This is a genomic window from Paraburkholderia sp. CNPSo 3076, from assembly GCF_026343935.1.
Classification (GTDB): domain Bacteria; phylum Pseudomonadota; class Gammaproteobacteria; order Burkholderiales; family Burkholderiaceae; genus Paraburkholderia; species Paraburkholderia nodosa.
The window spans coordinates 39484-57249 of record NZ_JAPMAL010000026.1 but is presented as its reverse complement, the minus strand read 5'-3'; the positions used below and the strand labels follow the sequence as shown (position 1 = coordinate 57249).

General features: G+C 66.6%; 17 protein-coding genes. 13 read left to right on the top strand and 4 right to left on the bottom strand.

The annotated features are described in order from the left end of the window. Positions 1–46 precede the first annotated feature (46 nt). From urtB to ureG, 11 genes are all read left to right on the top strand, one after another. Positions 47–1696, top strand: coding sequence for an urea ABC transporter permease subunit UrtB (urtB, locus tag M3A49_RS27740; RefSeq protein WP_266231887.1), 1650 nt, complete (start codon positions 47–49; stop codon positions 1694–1696). Position 1697: 1 nt separating this feature from the next. Continuing rightward, the gene (urtC, locus tag M3A49_RS27735; protein ID WP_266231886.1) at positions 1698–2891 is read left to right on the top strand and encodes an urea ABC transporter permease subunit UrtC; all 1194 of its coding nucleotides are present in this window, start codon (positions 1698–1700) and stop codon (positions 2889–2891) included. Continuing rightward, on the top strand, positions 2888–3769 hold the full coding sequence (gene urtD / locus M3A49_RS27730; RefSeq protein ID WP_266231885.1) for an urea ABC transporter ATP-binding protein UrtD: 882 nt from the start codon (positions 2888–2890) through the stop codon (positions 3767–3769). The genes urtC and urtD overlap by 4 nt, the downstream gene beginning before the upstream one ends. A 22-nt stretch (positions 3770–3791) precedes the next feature. Continuing rightward, positions 3792–4487 carry an urea ABC transporter ATP-binding subunit UrtE gene (gene urtE / locus M3A49_RS27725; RefSeq protein ID WP_266231884.1) on the top strand — a complete coding sequence of 232 codons (696 nt, stop codon included), beginning with the start codon at positions 3792–3794 and terminating at the stop codon, positions 4485–4487. Positions 4488–4545: 58 nt separating this feature from the next. Continuing rightward, complete coding sequence (locus M3A49_RS27720) at positions 4546–5451, top strand: urease accessory protein UreD (protein WP_266231883.1); 906 nt, start codon at positions 4546–4548, stop codon at positions 5449–5451. A 250-nt stretch (positions 5452–5701) separates the two neighbouring features. Continuing rightward, on the top strand, positions 5702–6004 hold the full coding sequence (gene ureA, locus M3A49_RS27715; protein ID WP_254355931.1) for an urease subunit gamma: 303 nt from the start codon (positions 5702–5704) through the stop codon (positions 6002–6004). A 17-nt stretch (positions 6005–6021) separates the two neighbouring features. Then, positions 6022–6327: an urease subunit beta gene (locus M3A49_RS27710; RefSeq protein ID WP_028208481.1), complete on the top strand. Its 306-nt coding sequence runs from the start codon at positions 6022–6024 to the stop codon at positions 6325–6327. 42 nt (positions 6328–6369) lie between these two features. After that, the gene (gene ureC / locus M3A49_RS27705; RefSeq protein WP_266231882.1) at positions 6370–8088 is read left to right on the top strand and encodes an urease subunit alpha; all 1719 of its coding nucleotides are present in this window, start codon (positions 6370–6372) and stop codon (positions 8086–8088) included. Positions 8089–8097: 9 nt separating this feature from the next. Next, positions 8098–8772 (top strand): urease accessory protein UreE, encoded by a 675-nt coding sequence (gene ureE, locus M3A49_RS27700; RefSeq protein ID WP_266231881.1) that lies wholly within the window; start codon positions 8098–8100, stop codon positions 8770–8772. Further along, the gene (locus M3A49_RS27695; protein WP_266231941.1) at positions 8759–9439 is read left to right on the top strand and encodes an urease accessory protein UreF; all 681 of its coding nucleotides are present in this window, start codon (positions 8759–8761) and stop codon (positions 9437–9439) included. The genes ureE and M3A49_RS27695 overlap by 14 nt, the downstream gene beginning before the upstream one ends. Positions 9440–9457: 18 nt before the next feature. Beyond that, on the top strand, positions 9458–10099 hold the full coding sequence (gene ureG / locus M3A49_RS27690; RefSeq protein ID WP_266231880.1) for an urease accessory protein UreG: 642 nt from the start codon (positions 9458–9460) through the stop codon (positions 10097–10099). Between the two features lie 15 nt (positions 10100–10114). Here the strand turns inward: ureG and waaA are convergent, their stop codons facing one another. The 4 genes from waaA to M3A49_RS27670 form a co-directional block, all read right to left on the bottom strand. Next, positions 10115–11425 (bottom strand): lipid IV(A) 3-deoxy-D-manno-octulosonic acid transferase, encoded by a 1311-nt coding sequence (gene waaA / locus M3A49_RS27685; protein ID WP_266231879.1) that lies wholly within the window; start codon positions 11423–11425, stop codon positions 10115–10117. A gap of 85 nt (positions 11426–11510) precedes the next feature. Continuing rightward, positions 11511–12395, bottom strand: coding sequence for a Kdo hydroxylase family protein (locus M3A49_RS27680; protein WP_266231878.1), 885 nt, complete (start codon positions 12393–12395; stop codon positions 11511–11513). A 249-nt stretch (positions 12396–12644) separates the two neighbouring features. Further along, on the bottom strand, positions 12645–13640 hold the full coding sequence (gene waaC / locus M3A49_RS27675) for a lipopolysaccharide heptosyltransferase I (protein WP_266231877.1): 996 nt from the start codon (positions 13638–13640) through the stop codon (positions 12645–12647). Between the two features lie 188 nt (positions 13641–13828). Continuing rightward, the gene (locus tag M3A49_RS27670) at positions 13829–15223 is read right to left on the bottom strand and encodes a phosphomannomutase/phosphoglucomutase (protein ID WP_254355923.1); all 1395 of its coding nucleotides are present in this window, start codon (positions 15221–15223) and stop codon (positions 13829–13831) included. 248 nt (positions 15224–15471) lie between these two features. Here M3A49_RS27670 and M3A49_RS27665 point away from each other — a divergent pair, with 248 nt between their 5' ends. Further along, positions 15472–16734 (top strand): oligosaccharide flippase family protein, encoded by a 1263-nt coding sequence (locus tag M3A49_RS27665; protein WP_266231876.1) that lies wholly within the window; start codon positions 15472–15474, stop codon positions 16732–16734. Beyond that, positions 16734–17570, top strand: a complete 837-nt coding sequence (locus M3A49_RS27660; protein WP_266231940.1) for a glycosyltransferase — start codon at positions 16734–16736, stop codon at positions 17568–17570. The genes M3A49_RS27665 and M3A49_RS27660 overlap by 1 nt, the downstream gene beginning before the upstream one ends. Positions 17571–17766 lie beyond the last annotated feature (196 nt).

The following is a 17766-nucleotide window of genomic DNA, read 5'->3' as shown; positions in this document are numbered from 1 at the left end:
AACGGCAGGGTGTTGCGCTGTGGCCCGCACCCAAAAAGAAAGCACCATGGCTCTCTCACTCCCGAGGTACGCGCGCGCGGGCTTGCGCCACGCGCTCGCAGCGGCTTCGCTCTTCACGGCGCTATGCACATGCGCGCACGCACTCGAAGCGGCCGACGTCGCCCCGCTCGGCGGCGACGACTTCGACGCGAAATCCGCGGCGATCGACAAGCTCATCGCCACGCACGACGCCGCGTCGCTTGCGCTCCTGAAAGCGCTCGCCGACGACAACGTCACGGCAACCGACTCCGGCGAAGTGCTCGTGCAGGATGGTACGGATGGACAGGGCGCGCACGACGCCGCAACGGGCCAGCCCGTCGCCGCGAACATCGCTTCGAGCGCGCAGCCCATCACGCTGAACAACCTGTTGCGCTCGAAGGTCGCGGGCGCGGTCTCGGGCCTGCAACTCGCCTCGCCCGACCTGGAAACGCGCCGGGCGGCCATTAACGGGTTGCTGAAGAACCCCGATCCGGCCATGAAGCCGATGATCGACGCCGCGCGCGCGAAGGAAACCGACCCCGCGCTCAAGCGCCGTCTCGACACGCTCTGGGCGATGACCGCGCTGCACGACCCGAATGCGGCCACGCGCCTCGAGGCGGCGAAGCTCGTCGCGGCGCGCCACGATCTCGACATGTTCGAACTGCTGCGCCCGCTCGTCGCGAAGAACGCGAGCGGCGCGTACAACGAGCCCGATGCCGACGTGCGCGCAGCGGTGCAACAAGGCATCGACGCGCTCGACGCCATCCAGCGCCGCAGCGAAATCGCCGGCACGCTGTTCGCGGGCCTCTCGCTCGGCAGCGTGCTGCTGCTCGCGGCGCTCGGCCTCGCCATCACCTACGGGCTCATCGGCGTCATCAACATGGCGCACGGCGAGTTCCTGATGATCGGTGCGTACGCAACCTATGTCGTGCAAACGCTCGTGCAGCGCTATGCGCCCGGCGCGTTCGACTGGTATCCGCTCTTCGCGATTCCCGCTTCGTTCGTCGTCGCCGCGCTCGTGGGCGCGGTGATCGAGCGGCTCGTGATCCGCCACCTCTATGGCCGCCCGCTAGAAACGCTGCTCACCACGTTCGGCATCAGCCTCATTCTCATTCAGGCCACGCGCATGATCTTCGGCGCGCAGAACGTGCAGGTCGAAAACCCCTCGTGGATGAGCGGCGGCGTCGCCGTCATGCCCAACCTCATCCTGCCGTACAACCGCCTCGCGATCCTCGCGTTCTCGCTGATCGTGGTGGGCATTGCGTGGACCGTGCTCACGAAGACGCGTCTTGGCCTGTTCGTGCGCGCCGTCACGCAAAACCGCCGCATGGCCGCCTGCGTGGGTGTGCGCACCGCGCGCGTGGATGCGTGGGCCTTCGCGTTCGGCGCGGGCGTGGCGGGCCTTGGCGGCTGCGCGCTCTCGCAGATCGGCAACGTCGGTCCCGATCTCGGCCAGAGCTACATCATCGATTCGTTCATGGCCGTGGTGCTGGGCGGCGTCGGTCAGATTGCGGGCACCGTGCTCGGCGGCTTCGGACTCGGCCTCGTCTCCAAGGCCATCGAGCCGTTCTGGGGCGCCGTACTCGCGAAGATCGCCGTGCTCGTGCTGATCGTGCTCTTCATCCAGAAGCGTCCGCAGGGGCTTTTCGCCCTCAAGGGCCGCAGCGCGGAGGCATGACATGACGAGCGTCACTTCCTCTTCCGCGCGTCACACGCTGGGCGCCTCGCGGACTTCGGGCGACGGCGCCGAAACCTTCGCTCTCGGTTTGCCCGCGCGGGCCGCCCTGCTCTCGCCGCGCGCCTGGCTCGCGCTCATCGTGCTCATCCTCGTCATCGGCGTGGGCGTGCCGCTTTGCGCGCTGGTGCTGCCGCAAGCGAGCGCGCTGCATCTTTCCGCGTATGCGATGACGCTGGGCGGCAAGCTCATGTGCTATGCGATCGCCGCGCTCGCGCTCGATCTCGTGTGGGGCTATTGCGGCATTCTGAGCCTCGGGCACGGCCTCTTCTTCGCGCTGGGCGGCTACGCCATCGGCATGTACCTCATGCGCGAGATCGGTCACGACGGCAAGTACGGCAGCGACCTGCCCGACTTCATGGTGTTTCTCGACTGGCATGCGCTGCCGTGGTACTGGCAAGGCACGCAGCACCTCGGCTATGCGCTCCTGCTCGTCGTGCTCGTGCCGGCCGTGGTCGCCTGGGTATTCGGCTTCTTCACGTTTCGCTCGCGTGTGAAGGGCGTGTACCTCTCGATCATCACGCAGGCCATGACGTTCGCCGCGATGCTGCTGTTCTATCGCAACGAAACGGGCTTCGGCGGCAATAACGGCTTCACCGACTTCAAGCGCATCGCGGGCATGCCGATCACGCATCCGGGCACGCGCACCGTGCTGTTCCTGCTGACGTTCGCCGTGCTCGTGCTCGCGTTTCTCGGCGCGCGCGCCATCGTCACCTCGAAGCTCGGGCGTGTGGTGAGCGCGGTGCGCGACGGCGAAACGCGCCTCATGTTTCTCGGCTTCAGCCCGCTTGGCTACAAGCTGTTCGTGTGGACCGTCTCGGCGGTCCTGTGCGGCATCGCGGGCGCGCTCTACGTGCCGCAGGTCGGCATCATCAATCCGAGCGAGATGTCGCCCGGCAACTCGATCGAAATGGCGATCTGGGTGGCCGTGGGCGGACGCGGCACGCTCATCGGGCCGATCATCGGCGCGTTCGCCGTGAACGGCGCAAAGAGCTTCTTCACCGCGCATTTCGCCGAGTACTGGCTGTTCTTCCTCGGCCTGATGTTCGTGCTCGTGCCGCTGCTGCTGCCCAACGGCATCATGGGGCTCATCGAACTCATCCGGAACCGGATCACCACGCGGAGCGAACGCCCATGAACGGACACAGCGTGATCAGCGACCCGCTCAACCACAACCCCTTCGACGACGCCCTCAAGTACGACGAAATCGCCCTCTCCGGCGCGGCGGATCTCGGGCACGTGGTCGAACCCGGCGCGATCGACATCTCGCACGGCACGATCCTGTATCTCGAAGACGTGAGCGTGAGCTTCGACGGCTTTCGCGCACTCAACAAGCTTTCGCTCGTGATCGACGCGGGCGAGCTGCGCTGCGTGATCGGCCCGAACGGCGCGGGCAAGACCACGATGATGGATGTCATCACCGGCAAGACCGCGCCCGATTCGGGCAAGGTGTTCCTCGGGCAGACGCTCGACCTCACGCGCATGAACGAGCCGGCCATCGCGCGCGCGGGCATTGGCCGCAAGTTCCAGAAGCCCACGGTGTTCGAGCAGCATCCCGTCTGGGAGAACCTCGAACTCGCGATGAAGGCCGACAAGGGCTGGTTCGCCACGCTGCGCGCGCGCTTGGGGCGCGAGGCGCAGGCGAAGATCGAGGAAACGCTCGAGGTGATCCGGCTGGAGAGCGACGCGCGACGCCTCGCGGGCGAGCTATCGCACGGCCAGAAGCAGCGGCTCGAAATCGGCATGCTGCTCATGCAGAAACCGCAACTGCTGCTGCTCGACGAGCCCGCCGCCGGCATGACCGACGACGAAACCATGGAACTCGCCACGCTGCTCAACCGCCTGCGCGGCAGCTGCTCGATGATGGTGGTCGAGCACGACATGGAGTTCGTCGCGGCGCTCGCGGGTGAGGCCGGGCGCGTCACCGTGATGGCCGAAGGCAGCGTGCTCGCGCACGGCACGCTCGAGGACGTGAAGCGCGAAGAAGCGGTCATCGAATCGTATCTGGGCCGCTAGGGCCGTTTTGAGTAGATCAGCCATGCTAACTATCGAATCGCTGAACCAGTACTACGGCGGCAGCCACATCTTGCGCAACGTCTCGATGACGGTGCCCGAGGGTGCACTCACCGTGCTGCTCGGCCGCAACGGCGTGGGCAAGACCACGCTGCTGCGCTGCCTCATGGGCGTCGTGCCGACGAAGAACGGCTCGATCGCGTGGCACGGCGAAGCGCTCACGAAGCTGCCCACGCATGCGCGGGTGGCGCAGGGCCTTGCTTACGTGCCGCAAGGACGCGATATCTTTCCGCGCCTGAGCGTCGAAGAGAATCTGCTGGTGGGCGCGGCGAGCAAGAAGCGCATGCCTAAGGGCGTGCCCGCGCATATCTACGAACTCTTTCCCGTGCTCAAGGACATGAAGGCGCGGCGTGGTGGCGACCTCTCGGGCGGCCAGCAGCAGCAGCTCGCCATCGGCCGCGCGCTGATGAGCGATCCGCAACTGCTCATACTCGATGAGCCTACCGAAGGCATCCAGCCTTCGATCATCCAGGACATCGGCCGTACGCTGCGGCGGCTCGTGGAAGAGAGGCACATGACAGTGCTGCTGGTCGAGCAGTACTACGACTTCGCCAAAGCCATTGCGGACCGATACTGGGTGATGAGCCGCGGCGAAATCGTGGCGGGCGGCGCCGGCGCAAGCATGGATGCGGATGGGGTGCGGGAGTTGATCGCGGTTTGAGCGTAGATTCGGCGTGCTATTCTCGACGCCATTCCAGGCTCCTTTCCCGTCGCCACGCATGTCGCTCCACGTCGATCACGCCGCACTCGCCAACACCACGTTTCGCAGCACCGCGCATCAGGAATGGGCCGCGAAACTCGAACTCGGCTTCGAGTGCCAGGGCGTGCGCACCGCGCTCACGCATCGCCTGCACATGGGGCCGTTGCGCGTGCAACGGCCGCTCTACCCTGAGGGCGACGCGATCTGTCACGCGGTGATCGTGCATCCACCAGCCGGCATCGCAGGCGGCGACCGGCTCGACATCGACGTGAGTGTGGGCGATGGCGCTCACGCCGTGCTCACGACGCCGGGCGCGACCAAGTGGTACAAGTCGAACGGGCGCGTGGCGCGCCAGCGCATCAACGTGCGCGTGGGTGCGGGCGCAAAGCTCGACTGGCTGCCGCAGAACAACCTCGTGTTCGACCACGCCCACGCCGAACTCGAATTCGCGCTCACGCTCGGCGCGGGGGCCACGGCCATCGGCTGGGACGCCACGCAACTGGGCCGCCAGGCCGCGGGCGAACGCTGGTCGGCGGGCATGGTGCGAGCGCTCACGCGCGTGACGCGCGCTGCGTCCGAAGGCGAAGCCGACGAACAGCTGCTCTGGCTCGAACGCGCCCTCATCGACGCCAACGACCCGCTGCGCAACGCGCCGCAAGGCCTCGCGGGCTACCCCGCTTTTGGCGTGCTGTGGGCGATCGGCCCCGCGTGCAACGAGGCGCTCGCGCAAGACCTCGCCGCCATCCTGCCCTTCGACGACGCGCTGCGCTCGGGCGCGACCTGCATCGCGCCGGGCGTGGTGCTCGTGCGCGTGGTCGGGCGCTCGATGGAACCGCTGCAGAACACGCTCACGCAGTGCTGGACAGCGCTGCGGCCGTTCGTGCATGGCGTGAAGGCCGCGCCGCTGCGCCTGTGGACGACCTGAGCGCACGTTATACGCACCGCAGCGGTGCGCATCGGCGCCTCCACGCACGATAACGCAGCGCAGCAACGCCAACACGGTGCATAAGCACCTCGATAATGGTGCGCCCACGCTGTCCCCTTCATTGGCACACACCTTGCTGTGAGCTTGCATCGATTCGTGCGCGCCGCGCGCGAGGCCGCAAGCTGCACGTAACCTCGCTCCCGTAAGCTGGGTCGACAGACTTGCCCCAACCGACCCAATACATGACGCGATGAAGCTCACGCCACGCGAGAAAGACAAGCTCCTGATCTTCACCGCCGCGCTGCTCGCCGAAAGGCGCCGCGAGCGCGGCCTCAAGCTCAATTACCCGGAGGCCGTCGCCTTCATCAGCGCGGCGCTGATGGAAGCGGCCCGCGACGGCAAGACCGTCGCCGAGGTCATGCACTACGGCACCACCCTGCTCACACGCGGCGACGTGATGGAAGGCGTGCCCGAGATGATCCCCGACATCCAGGTTGAAGCAACCTTCCCCGACGGCACCAAGCTCGTCACCGTCCACCATCCAATCCCCTAAGTCGGGAGGAGCCAGCCATGATCCCCGGCGAAATGCTGATCGACGACGGCGAAATCGAGCTCAACGCGGGCCGCGAAACCCTCACCGTGAAGGTGGCCAACACGGGCGACCGCCCCGTGCAGATCGGCTCGCACTTCCACTTCTACGAGGTCAACGCCGCACTCTCGTTCGACCGTGAAGCCGCACGCGGCTTTCGCCTGAACATTGCCGCGGGCACGGCCGTGCGCTTCGAGCCAGGACAGGAGCGCACCGTGGAACTCGTGGCGCTTGCGGGAGAGCGCGCCGTGTACGGCTTCAACGGCCAGGTGATGGGTCCGCTCTGAGCGCGGACTGGCGTTTTCAGGCGATTTCATCAGGAATCCGACATGACATTGAAGATCGGCCGCCGCGCGTACGCGGAGATGTTCGGCCCCACCACCGGCGACCGCGTGCGTCTCGCCGATACCGAACTCATCATCGAGATCGAGCGCGACTACACCGTCTACGGCGACGAAGTGAAGTTCGGCGGCGGCAAGGTGATCCGCGACGGCATGGGCCAGTCGCAGCGAGCGCACTCGGAAGTTGCGGACACCGTGGTCACGAACGCCGTGATCATCGATCACTGGGGCATCGTGAAGGCCGACATCGGCATCAAGGACGGCCGCGTCTGGAAGATCGGCAAGGCGGGCAACCCCGACGTGCAACCGGGCGTGACGATTCCCATTGGCGCTGCAACCGAAGTGATCGCGGGCGAAGGCCAGATCGTCACGGCAGGCGGCATCGATACGCATATTCACTTCATCAGCCCGCAGCAGATCGACGAAGCGCTAGCCTCGGGCGTGACGACCATGCTGGGCGGCGGCACCGGCCCGGCCACGGGCACCAACGCCACCACCTGCACGCCAGGCCCGTGGCATATGGAGCGCATGCTCCAGGCCGCGGACGGCTGGCCGATCAACCTCGGCTTTCTCGGCAAGGGCAACGTGAGCCTGCCGAAGCCCGCCGAAGAACAGATCGCCGCGGGCGCGATCGGCCTGAAGCTGCACGAGGACTGGGGCTCGACGCCTGCCGCTATCGACAACTGCCTGAGCGTGGCGGACGCTACCGATACGCAGGTGGCCATTCACACCGACACGCTCAACGAGTCGGGCTTCGTGGAAGCGACGGTGGCCGCCTTCAAGGGCCGCACGATCCACACGTACCACACCGAAGGCGCGGGCGGCGGCCACGCGCCCGACATCATCAAGGTGTGCGGCGAAGCGAACGTGCTGCCCTCCTCGACGAACCCCACGCGCCCGTACACCATCAACACGCTCGACGAGCATCTCGACATGCTGATGGTGTGCCATCACCTCGACCCGTCGATTGCCGAGGATATTGCATTTGCCGAGTCGCGCATCCGCCGCGAGACCATCGCGGCTGAGGACATCCTCCACGATCTCGGCGCGCTATCGATGCTCTCGTCGGATTCCCAGGCGATGGGCCGCGTGGGCGAGGTCATCATCCGCACCTGGCAAACCGCGCACAAGATGAAGGTGCAGCGCGGCGCCCTGCCCGAGGACGGGGGGGGCAACAGCGCACGCCACGACAACTTCCGCGTGAAGCGCTATGTGGCGAAGTACACGATCAATCCGGCACTCACGCACGGCATCGCGCACGAAGTGGGATCGCTCGAGCCGGGCAAATGGGCCGACCTGGTGTTCTGGGAGCCGGCGTTCTTCGGCATCAAGCCTTCGCTCATCCTCAAGGGCGGCATGATCGCGCTCGCGCAGATGGGCGACCCGAATGCCTCGATTCCGACGCCCCAGCCCGTGCATTACCGCGAGATGTTTGCCACGCGCGGGCGCGCGCTCGCGCAAACCTCGCTCACCTTCGTTTCGCAGCTCTCGCTCGACAAGCGCATTCCTGAGCGTTACGGCCTGCAAAAGCGCGTGGTGGCGGTACGCAACTGCCGCAGCGTGACGAAGGCCGACATGATTCACAATGCCTGGCAGCCCACGATCAGCGTCGATCCCGAAACGTACCAGGTCGTCGCCGACGGTCAGTTGCTCACCTGCGAGCCCGCCACGGTGCTGCCGATGGCACAGCGTTACTTCCTGTTCTAAAGTTTAGCCATGCGCACGATCGACAAACGACTCAATGCGAAGCTCGCGCCCGTTCTTGTGAAGCGGGCGCCCACGCTCACGCTGCCCTACGACGCGCGCTGCAAGAGCCGCCTGGCGGCCACGCTCGACACGGGCGAGGAAGTGGGCGTGGTGCTGCCGCGCGGCACGGTGCTGGGCGACGGCGACCTGCTCGTGGCCGACGACGGCGGCCTCGTGCGTGTGATCGCGGCGGCCGAGTGCGTGTTGCGTGTACGCGCGCCCGATCGCCTCACGCTCACGCGCGCCGCGTATCACCTCGGCAATCGCCACACGCCGGTGGAAGTGGGCGCGGACGAACTCAGGCTCGAAGCGGACCCCGTGCTCGAAGACATGCTCAAGCGCCTGGGCGCGCAGGTGGAGCGCGTGCAGCTGCCGTTCCAGCCGGAATCGGGCGCATACGGCGGCGGTCACCGCCACGGCCACGACGAAACCTTCGCCGACGACTACGCGCTCGCGCAACGCGTGTACGAGGAGCACGACGTGCACCACGGTCATGCGCATTCGCACCACCACGCGCACGACCCTGCGCACGGTCATTCGCACAATCACGCTCATGGCGAAGATCAAGCGCATGACCACGACTGCGGACACGATCACGGTCACTGCGACGGCCACGCGCACGACCACAGCCATGAACATCGCTGAGCTCACCGCCCTGCTGCATCTCGCGTCGCCGGCGCTGCCCATCGGCGCGTTCAGCTACTCGCAGGGACTCGAAGCCGCAATCGATGCGCAACTCGTCACGAACGCCGACGACGCCGCGCACTGGATAGCGGGCGGCCTTGCGAACGTGCTCGCTTGCGGCGAGCTACCTTTTGTGGCGCACCAGATGGGACGCTGGCGCACGCACGACGCGCGCGCGCTGATCGTGGCGAACGAGGAATTCGTCGCGAGCCGCGAATCGGCGGAATTGCGGCGCGAAACCGCGCAGATGGGCTGGTCGCTGCGCCAGCTCTGCGCGCAGCTCGAATGGGGCGATGCCGAACGGCGCGCCACGTTAGAGCGCATGACGCCCATTGCGCAGCCCACGGCCTTCGCCTTCGCCGCGTGGGCCCACGCGGCCGCGCCAGACGCCGCGCTCGCCGCCTACGCGTTCAGCTGGATCGAGAATCAGACGGCCGCCGCGCTCAAGGCGGTGCCGCTCGGCCAGCTCGCGGGCCAGCGCATCGTCGTCGCGCTGCGGCCCGCAATCGAAAAAGCCGTGGCGCGCGCGCTCGCCACGCCCCCCGACGCGCTCAACACCTTCGCGCCGCAGCTCGGCGTGCTTTCTGCGCGCCACGAATCGCAGTACTCGCGGCTCTTCCGCTCCTGAAACACACACACACGAACCATGATTTCGCACGCACCCAGCAAACGAACGAAGAAACTGCCGCCGCTGCGCGTCGGCGTGGGCGGACCGGTCGGCTCCGGCAAGACGACCTTGCTCGAAATGCTCTGCAAGGCCATGCGCGAGCGCTACGACCTCGTCGCCATTACCAACGACATCTACACGAAGGAAGACCAGCGCCTGCTGACCGTGGCGGGCGCCCTGCCCGCCGAGCGCATCATGGGCGTGGAAACGGGCGGCTGTCCGCACACGGCGATCCGCGAAGACGCGTCGATCAACCTCGAAGCCGTCGACCAGATGCTCACGCGCTTTCCCGACGCCGACATCGTCTTCATCGAATCGGGCGGCGACAATCTCGCGGCCACCTTCAGCCCCGAGCTTTCGGACCTCACGATCTACGTGATCGACGTGGCGGGCGGCGAGAAGATCCCGCGCAAGGGCGGCCCTGGCATCACGAAGTCGGACCTGCTCGTCATCAACAAGACCGACCTCGCGCCGTTCGTAGGCGCGAACCTCGACATCATGGCCTCCGACGCGAAAAAGATGCGCGGCGAGCGGCCCTTCGTGATGTGCAACTTGAAGGCGCTCAAGGGGCTTGGTGAGGTCATCGCGTTCATTGAAAAGAAAGGATTGCTGGCCGATTGAACCGCGTCATGCGGCTCAGAGCAGCGTAGTGAGCACGTCCACCGTGCGCGCCGTCGCGCCGCGATGGCGCGAAGCGAATGCCGCTGCAGCCGCGCCCATGGCGACCCGGCGAGGCTTGTCGTTGAAGAGTTCGCGCAAGGCGCGCGCGAGATCGGCGGGGTCCTGAACCTGCAGGGCCGCGCCCGCGACCGTGGCGTCGGCGGTGGCTTGCGTGAAGTTGAACACGTGCGGCCCGATCAACACCGGCACGCCCACGGCGCACGCTTCGATCAGGTTCTGCCCGCCGAGCGGCAGGAGACTACCGCCGATAAACGCGAGATCGGCGGCAGCGTAGTAAGCGCCCATCTCCCCCATCGAATCCCCGAGCAGCACGCTCACGTCCTGCGGCAACACGCGCACGCCCGCGTGCGCAGAAGCCGCAGCAGCGGCAGCCGGCGCCCAACGCGAACGCCGCTCGAGCTTGAAGTTCTTGCGCTCCACGAGCGCCGCCACCTCGTCGAAGCGCTGCGGATGGCGCGGCACGAGGATCAGCAGCGCGTCGGGCACCGCATTGGATTGAGTAAGTGTCGCGAAGGCCTGCAGCACGAGTTCCTCTTCACCTTCGCGCGTGCTCGCCGCCACCCACACCGGCCGCTCGCCGATCGCGTGCCGCCATTCGCGGCCCCGCGCAATCAGCGCGGGCGGGCTCGCCATGTCGAACTTGAGGTTGCCGAGCACCGCCACGTTGCGCGCGCCGAGCGCGGTGAGGCGCTCCGCGTCGGAGGGACTTTGCGCGAGCACGCGCGTGAAGCCGCCGAATACCTCGCGCGTGCCCGCGCCGAATTTCGCCGCACGTTTGAACGAACGCGCCGACATGCGCGCGTTGGTGAGCACGAGCGGCACGTCGGCGTGCTTGCATTCGTCGATGAGCGTGGGCCACACCTCGGTTTCCATCACGAGACCGACCGACGGCCGCCATGCGTGCAGGAAGCGCCGCACCGCGTGCGGCACGTCGTACGGCAGGTAGCAGCGCAGCACGCGATTGCCGAAGAGCTGCTCGCCGGTGGCGCGGCCGCCCGGCGTCATGTGCGTGAGCAGGATGCGCGCATCAGGACGCGCCGCCTGCAGCGCGTCGACGAGCGGCTGTGCCGCGCGGGTCTCGCCCACCGAAACGGCATGCACCCAGATGAGCGGCGCGTCGTCCTCGGGCAGGCGCCCGGCGCTATAGCCAAATCGCTCGCCGATATGCTCGCGATAGCCGCGCTCGCGGCGCGAGCGGATGAATAGCCGCAGCACCGCGAGCGGTGCAATGAGCCACCAGGCCGCGCGATAGATCGCTCTTAGCATCGGGCCTCCGCGACGGCCAGGGTCATGCGAAACGCCGCGGCCGCGCGGCAGGTAGCGGGGATCGGCGGGCTCATCGCGCGTGGATTCAAACCAGTTCCTTGCCCTTGAGGCGTTCGAGAATGCCGAGCGGCGCCCATTCGGGATGCACCATCTCCTTCACCGGCAGGAAAAAGGTCTGCTCCATCATGAACTGACCGGACATCACAGCGTGCGAGGTGTGATCGGAGAAGCACACCCACACGCTGCCCGGCGGAAAGCCGATGGTCTCCTGCGGGCTCGACTTCTGATAGCCGAGATCGGCCTTCATGCCGTCGTGGAGATTGAGCATCAGATGGTCGTACTCGCTGCGCGGCGACTTCGTGATGTGCAGCAGATTCTGCAGCCACGCCGAGCCCGGAAACTGCGGCTTGATGTTGGGCAGGAAGCGCCTGGCCATGTCCTCGAACGGCTCGCCCACGCGCCACACGCGCGGCACGCCGTTCGGGTTGACGTTGGTGAACACGCGCAGGATGCGCTCGCCGTAGTTCGGGCGCGAGGGAAACGCATCCACGTGCAGGCGCGAATCGTCCTTGCGCCACGAGGTCTGGCGCGTTTCCACCTGATGCAGGCGCAGGCTCGTGGGCGCCACGCGCAGCTTGCCGGTGTACTCGGGAAAGAGGCCGTCCACCAGCGTGCGCGCGCACGTCTGGTAGCGCGCGATCAACGCGCGCACAGCCGACTGCGTGACTGTGTCGCCGAGCACGCCGTGCAGCGCGCCGTCGTTCGGGTCGAGGCTGATGTTCTTGCGCTTGGGGTCGGCGATCGCCGGGTCGAGCAGCGCGCGCTCGCCGCCTTCGATCGCAAAGGCCAGGTTCGGAAAATACAGCACCTTGCCCTGCTCGACGGCGTCGAGCAGCGTCTCGCGCGGTTGCGAGAGCTGCTGGCCTTGCCAATCGGCGGAAGTGATTTCGATGATCTGGGATTCGTTCATGGTCGCCCCTGGAAGCGATGGATCTGATTGCCTGCCGGTGTGGCGCGCTGCGAGCGTGGTGTGCCTTGTTGCACGCCCTGTTGCCCGCTCTATTGCCGTCATGCGCGGCCCTTGCCGGCCAGGCCCTGGCGCGCGCCTGTGCACGTTTGTGCACCCTCGTGCGTGCCGATTCTTATACCCGCGGCCTCAGTGGACCGCCTTGACGCGCCGCAGCCCCTCAGTTTGCCAGGCGCCCGCGGCGGTGCGGCGCTACAGCAGCCCGAAGCCCGCCAGCACGTCCTTCACCTGCGCGAGCGTTGGCGGCTGGCCGGCCGTGCCCAGATTGACGACGTTCGGCGACCAGTAGCCGCCCGTGCGCCAAGCGGTCGCGAAATTGTACAACTCGACGGTCGGCCGCTTCAGCGCCGCCGCGATGTGCACGAGGCCCGTGTCCACGCCCACCGTGGCCGCTGCGCCGTCGATGAGGCCCACCACGGCAGGCAGCGAGAGCCTGGGCGGCACGATCGCCGCTTCGCCGAATTCGCGCGCGAGGCGCTCGCTCGTGGCCCGCTCCGCCTCGCTACCCCAGGGCAGCACGAGCGACGCGCCGCGCCGCACGAGCGCCTGTCCCAGTTCGATCCAGTGCTGGTCGGGCCACTGCTTGTCGGCGCGCGACGTGGCGTGCACGAACACCACATAGGGCACCGGCAGGTTAAGCCCGACGCCCGCGAGCGCCTGAGCGGCGCGGTAGGTGTCGAGGCCGAACTCGATGTCGTCAGTGGGCGACGGCGGCGCGAGATCGAGCGCGCCGGCAACCAGTTTGCGCGTGCGCTCGACCACGTGGGTGCGCGGCTCGATACGGATCGAACGGTCGTAGAAGAAGCGCACGGGCCATTCGTAACCCGCGCCATCGGTGCGGTTGCCGAGGCCGACGAGCGGACCGCGCGCCCAGCTTGCGACCCAGGCGGTCTTGATGAGCCCCTGGCAGTCGATCACGAGGTCGTACTTTTCGGCTGCGAGCGCGCGCCGGAACGCGCCGATCTCGCGCCAGTTGGCGCCCGAGAAGAGGCCCTTGCGCCAGCGGCGCAGCGAAAACGGAATCGCGCGGCGCACACCCTCCACGAGCTCGACGAGCGACTGGAAGCTCTCTTCGACGAGCCAGTCAATCTGCGCGTCGGGGTGCCGTCGCCGGATATCGGCAATGGCGGGCATGTTATGGACGACGTCGCCAAGCGACGACACGCGCACGATGAGGATCTTTTGCACGCTCAGGGCTCTTGGGCCGGACAGATTAAAAAGGTGGGCAATTTTAGCGCGCCGCACGCAATTGCAAAGAAAAACCGGGGAAATGCGCGGAAAGGAATGCAAACGGCGCCGCGCCGTTTCTGGCGGGGCGCCGTTGGGCGCGTCATGTGGCCGCAAGGAGCCGCAAGGGGCGTGGTGGCCCCCGGGGCTTAGAACGGCAGCTTCGCGTCCGGTTTCTCGGCGAGAATCACGCGCTTGAAATCGGCCTGGATGCGCGCGAGCGCGGCATCGTTGTCGGCCTCGAAGCGCATCACGACCACGGGCGTGGTGTTCGACGAGCGGGCGAGGCCAAAGCCGTCCGGATATTCCACGCGCAGGCCGTCGATGGTGATGACCTCGTCCTCGCCCGTGAACTTCGCGTTCTTCTGCAGCTTCGCGATCAGCTCGAAGTTCTCGCCTTCCTCGAGCTTCAGCTGCAGCTCGGGCGTGGCGTGCGAATTCGGCAGGTCGTTGAGCAGCTTGCTCGGGTCGGCCACGCGCGAGAGGATTTCGAGCAGACGCGCGCCCGTGTACAGGCCGTCGTCGAAGCCGTACCAGCGGTCCTTGAAGAACACGTGGCCGCTCATTTCACCCGCGAGCGGCGCGCCGGTTTCGCGCAGCTTCGCCTTCACGAGCGAATGGCCCGTCTTCCACATGAGCGGCTCGCCGCCCTTTTCCTTCACCCACTTTGCGAGATTGCGCGTGCACTTCACGTCGTAGATGATCTGCTTGCCCGGATTGCGCGAGAGCACTTCCTCGGCAAACAGCATGAGCTGGCGATCGGGGTAGATGATCTGGCCGTCCTTGGTCACGACGCCCAGACGGTCGCCGTCGCCGTCGAACGCGAAGCCGATCTCCGCATCCGTTTCCTTCAGCGCCCGGATCACGTCCTGCAGATTCTCGGGGTGCGCCGGGTCCGGATGGTGGTTCGGGAAGGTCCCGTCCACCTCCGTGAAAAGCTCGACCAGCTCGCAGCCCATCGCCTTGAAAAGACGCGGCGCCAGATCGCCCGCCACGCCGTTGCCGGTGTCGACGACGATCTTCAGCGGCCGCGCGAGCTTCACGTCGCTCAAAATGCGATCGACGTAGGCATCGGCGATGTCGTACTTCGTGTAGCTGCCCTCGCCCGCGTCGAAACGGTCTGCAACGATGCGATCGTAGAGCGCGAGAATCTGGTCGCCGTAAATGGCCTTGCCGCGCAGGACCATCTTGAAGCCGTTGTAGTCGGGCGGATTGTGGCTGCCCGTCACGACGATGCAGGAGTCCACGTTGCGCTCGCCGCCCACGAGCTTGAGCGGCACGCTCGCGGCGAAGTAACCCACGGGCGTGGGCACCATGCCGACGTCGACCACGTCCACGCCGGCTTCGCACAGGCCGTCGGCCAGCGCACGCGAGAGATCCGGACCCGAGAGCCGGCCGTCGCGCGCGATCACCACGGCGTCGCCGCCCTGCGCACGCACTTCGCTGCCGAACGCGCGGCCGATGGCGCGCGCGGTGTCGGTGTCGAGCGTCTTGCCGATCACGCCGCGAATGTCATATGCCTTGAAAATCGATTTCGAAATCATGTTGGGGCTCACGTCCTGATGGGGATTCGGGTCTATTCGTAACACGGACAGGCAGTTGAAAGCCTCTGGCGTTACGAAAAGTGGGATCCGTTACAAACTATAATTGCCGTTTTTCGGCAGTGGTATGCACCCATTTTAATGCTTCGCCGTTTCCTTTTATTGCCAAAATATTCGTCAAAAATGGCGGAAAGATTGCGCATGCCGCGTGCCTGCCCCCTTTTTAGCGCTTCCCGCCACGGCGAGGCGCGATGCTGAGCCTCAAGCGCTTTGGCAACCCCGACGTCGCCCGTGCGTTTGCGAACATCGTGTGGCTCGGTCTCGAGCGCGTCACGCAGATCGCGGTGGCCATCGTCATCAGCGGCGTGCTCGCGCGCTATTTCGGCCCTGACGTCTTCGGCAAGTGGCAGTACGCCAACACGCTGCTGCTCGTGCTCGCGCCCGTGACCTGGGTCTGTGGCGCCGAGATCCTCGTACCCACCATCGTCAACCGGCCGCCGGAGCAACTCGGCACCGTGCTCGGCAGCGCGTTCGCGCTGCGCATCGGCGTGTCGGCGGCGGCGCTGCTTCTCACGTGGGCCGGCATTGCGCTCGGCGTGACCGATCCGATGGTCGGCGCCATGCTCGCCGGGCTCGCCGTGACGATGCTGTTTCGCGAGCCGTTCGTGGGCGTGATCAACGCCTGGCTGCAGAGCATGACGTACAGCAAGCCGCAATTGCTCGCGAGCATGACGACGGCGGCGATCAAGGCGCTGCTCGTGTACCTGCTTGCGCGCGCGGCGTTCGCGCCCGCCACCTTCGGCTGGCTCTGGGCGCTCGAATCGGCGGCGATTGGCGCGGCGCTCGTGCTCTACTTCCGGCGCCGCCACGGCGGCAAGCTCGGCTGGCACGTGGACCGCTCGCTCTTCAAGCATTTCGCGAGCGCGGGCACGGTGTTCTGGCTCGGGCTCATCTGCATGTACCTGTTCCTGAAGCTCGATCGCCTGATGCTCGAGCGCACGATCTCGTTCGCCGATCTCGGCCGCTACTCCGCCGCGCAGCAGCTCAACGAGAACTGGATCACGCTTGCGCTCATGCTCTCGCAGACGATTGCGCCTGCCTTCGTCTATCGCGTGCAGCAGACCGCGCAGCTGCGCCGCAACCTCGTGCGCCTCTTCGCGATGACGGCCGTGCTGATGGTGGCCGGCGCGCTCGTGCTCGACGCGCTCGCAGGCTTCATCATCGGCCGCGTGTTCGGGCCGGACTATGAAGGCGCGATCGGCATCTTCCGCTGGGCCGTGTGGCTTTCGGTGCCAGCGGGGCTCGAAGCCATCGGCAACCTCGTCGTGCTCAAATATCAGGCGAAATTCGTGCTGCTGGCGAAATGGCTGCTCGCGCTCGCGGTGGCGTTCGCCGTGAATCTCGTGGCGATACCGCGACTCGGCTCGTATGGCGCGCTGTGCGGCCTCGCGGCAGGCTATCTCGCGGCGGCCAACGTGAACCTTTACTACATCCGCTTCAAGCTAGTTTCATGATGAATTCCGCCGCGCTTCCAACGAGCGACGCACGCGAAGGCGCGCTCGCCGACGTTGCCGTGCTCATGCCCGCGTACAACGGCCAGGACGACGTCGCGCGCACGCTCGCGTCGTTCGATGAGGACGCAACGATCTATGCGCTCGTCGTCGATGATGGCAGCACGCCGCCCATCGTCGCGCCCGAGGTGCCTGGCATGTGCGTGGAAGTTTTGCGCTTGGCGAAGAACGGCGGCATCGAGCGCGCGTTGCAGGCGGGTGTCGAGGCGCTTGCGGCGCGCGGGTTTCGCTACGCGGCACGTATCGATGCGGGCGATCTCGCCGCGCCTCAGCGCCTCGCGAAACAGCGCGCGCGCATGGAAGCCGAGCCCACGCTCGCGGCGCTCGGCACGTGGACCCAGGTGGTCAATCGTGCGGGTGAGCCGCTTTTCATGCTGCGTCCGAGCAGCGACGCGCGCGCGCTGCGGCGCACGCGCCTGTTGCGCTCGCCGCTCGTGCATCCTTCGGTGATGCTGCGTATTGATGCCGTGCTCGCCGTGGGCAACTATCGCGTGCAGTATCCGGCCGCTGAGGACCTCGACCTGTTCCTGCGATTGATGGAGCGCTACGAGTGCGCGAATCTGCCGGAGCTTGGCCTCTACTATGAGCTGAACGAAGGCGGTATCAGCGCGACGAAGCGGCGCCGGCAAATCGTGTCGACGCTGCGCTTGCAACTGCGTTATCTGAACGTGCTGAACTGGCGCGACTGGGCGGGCGTGGCGAAGAGCCTGCTTCACTTCGTGACGCCGTACCGCACCTTGCAGAAGGTGAAGCGCGCGCTGTTTGCGCAAGGCACGTAGCGAGGCACCACAGCGGCGATCCTGCTGTTCGTTGTGGAATTGCGTCAGGTGATGACCCCAACACGCACCCAACCCGTCCAGACCCGCGCCGGCAGCCAACAGATCGCATCCAATATGGCTCCCCGCGCATTTGAGCCGCGGGCACGGCATGGGAAATGTGGCAAGTGCCTTTGCCCGCGGTTGCTGGGACACGTCC

What these genes read in the sequence shown, in the direction of transcription:
- urtB (WP_266231887.1), top strand. Translation starts at nt 47, where the DNA reads ATGGCTCTCTCACTCCCGAGGTACGCGCGCGCGGGCTTGCGCCACGCG.
- urtC (WP_266231886.1), top strand. Translation starts at nt 1,698, where the DNA reads ATGACGAGCGTCACTTCCTCTTCCGCGCGTCACACGCTGGGCGCCTCG.
- urtD (WP_266231885.1), top strand. Translation starts at nt 2,888, where the DNA reads ATGAACGGACACAGCGTGATCAGCGACCCGCTCAACCACAACCCCTTC.
- urtE (WP_266231884.1), top strand. Translation starts at nt 3,792, where the DNA reads ATGCTAACTATCGAATCGCTGAACCAGTACTACGGCGGCAGCCACATC.
- M3A49_RS27720 (WP_266231883.1), top strand. Translation starts at nt 4,546, where the DNA reads ATGTCGCTCCACGTCGATCACGCCGCACTCGCCAACACCACGTTTCGC.
- ureA (WP_254355931.1), top strand. Translation starts at nt 5,702, where the DNA reads ATGAAGCTCACGCCACGCGAGAAAGACAAGCTCCTGATCTTCACCGCC.
- M3A49_RS27710 (WP_028208481.1), top strand. Translation starts at nt 6,022, where the DNA reads ATGATCCCCGGCGAAATGCTGATCGACGACGGCGAAATCGAGCTCAAC.
- ureC (WP_266231882.1), top strand. Translation starts at nt 6,370, where the DNA reads ATGACATTGAAGATCGGCCGCCGCGCGTACGCGGAGATGTTCGGCCCC.
- ureE (WP_266231881.1), top strand. Translation starts at nt 8,098, where the DNA reads ATGCGCACGATCGACAAACGACTCAATGCGAAGCTCGCGCCCGTTCTT.
- M3A49_RS27695 (WP_266231941.1), top strand. Translation starts at nt 8,759, where the DNA reads ATGAACATCGCTGAGCTCACCGCCCTGCTGCATCTCGCGTCGCCGGCG.
- ureG (WP_266231880.1), top strand. Translation starts at nt 9,458, where the DNA reads ATGATTTCGCACGCACCCAGCAAACGAACGAAGAAACTGCCGCCGCTG.
- waaA (WP_266231879.1), bottom strand. Translation starts at nt 11,425, where the DNA reads ATGCTAAGAGCGATCTATCGCGCGGCCTGGTGGCTCATTGCACCGCTC.
- M3A49_RS27680 (WP_266231878.1), bottom strand. Translation starts at nt 12,395, where the DNA reads ATGAACGAATCCCAGATCATCGAAATCACTTCCGCCGATTGGCAAGGC.
- M3A49_RS27670 (WP_254355923.1), bottom strand. Translation starts at nt 15,223, where the DNA reads ATGATTTCGAAATCGATTTTCAAGGCATATGACATTCGCGGCGTGATC.
- M3A49_RS27665 (WP_266231876.1), top strand. Translation starts at nt 15,472, where the DNA reads ATGCTGAGCCTCAAGCGCTTTGGCAACCCCGACGTCGCCCGTGCGTTT.
- M3A49_RS27660 (WP_266231940.1), top strand. Translation starts at nt 16,734, where the DNA reads ATGAATTCCGCCGCGCTTCCAACGAGCGACGCACGCGAAGGCGCGCTC.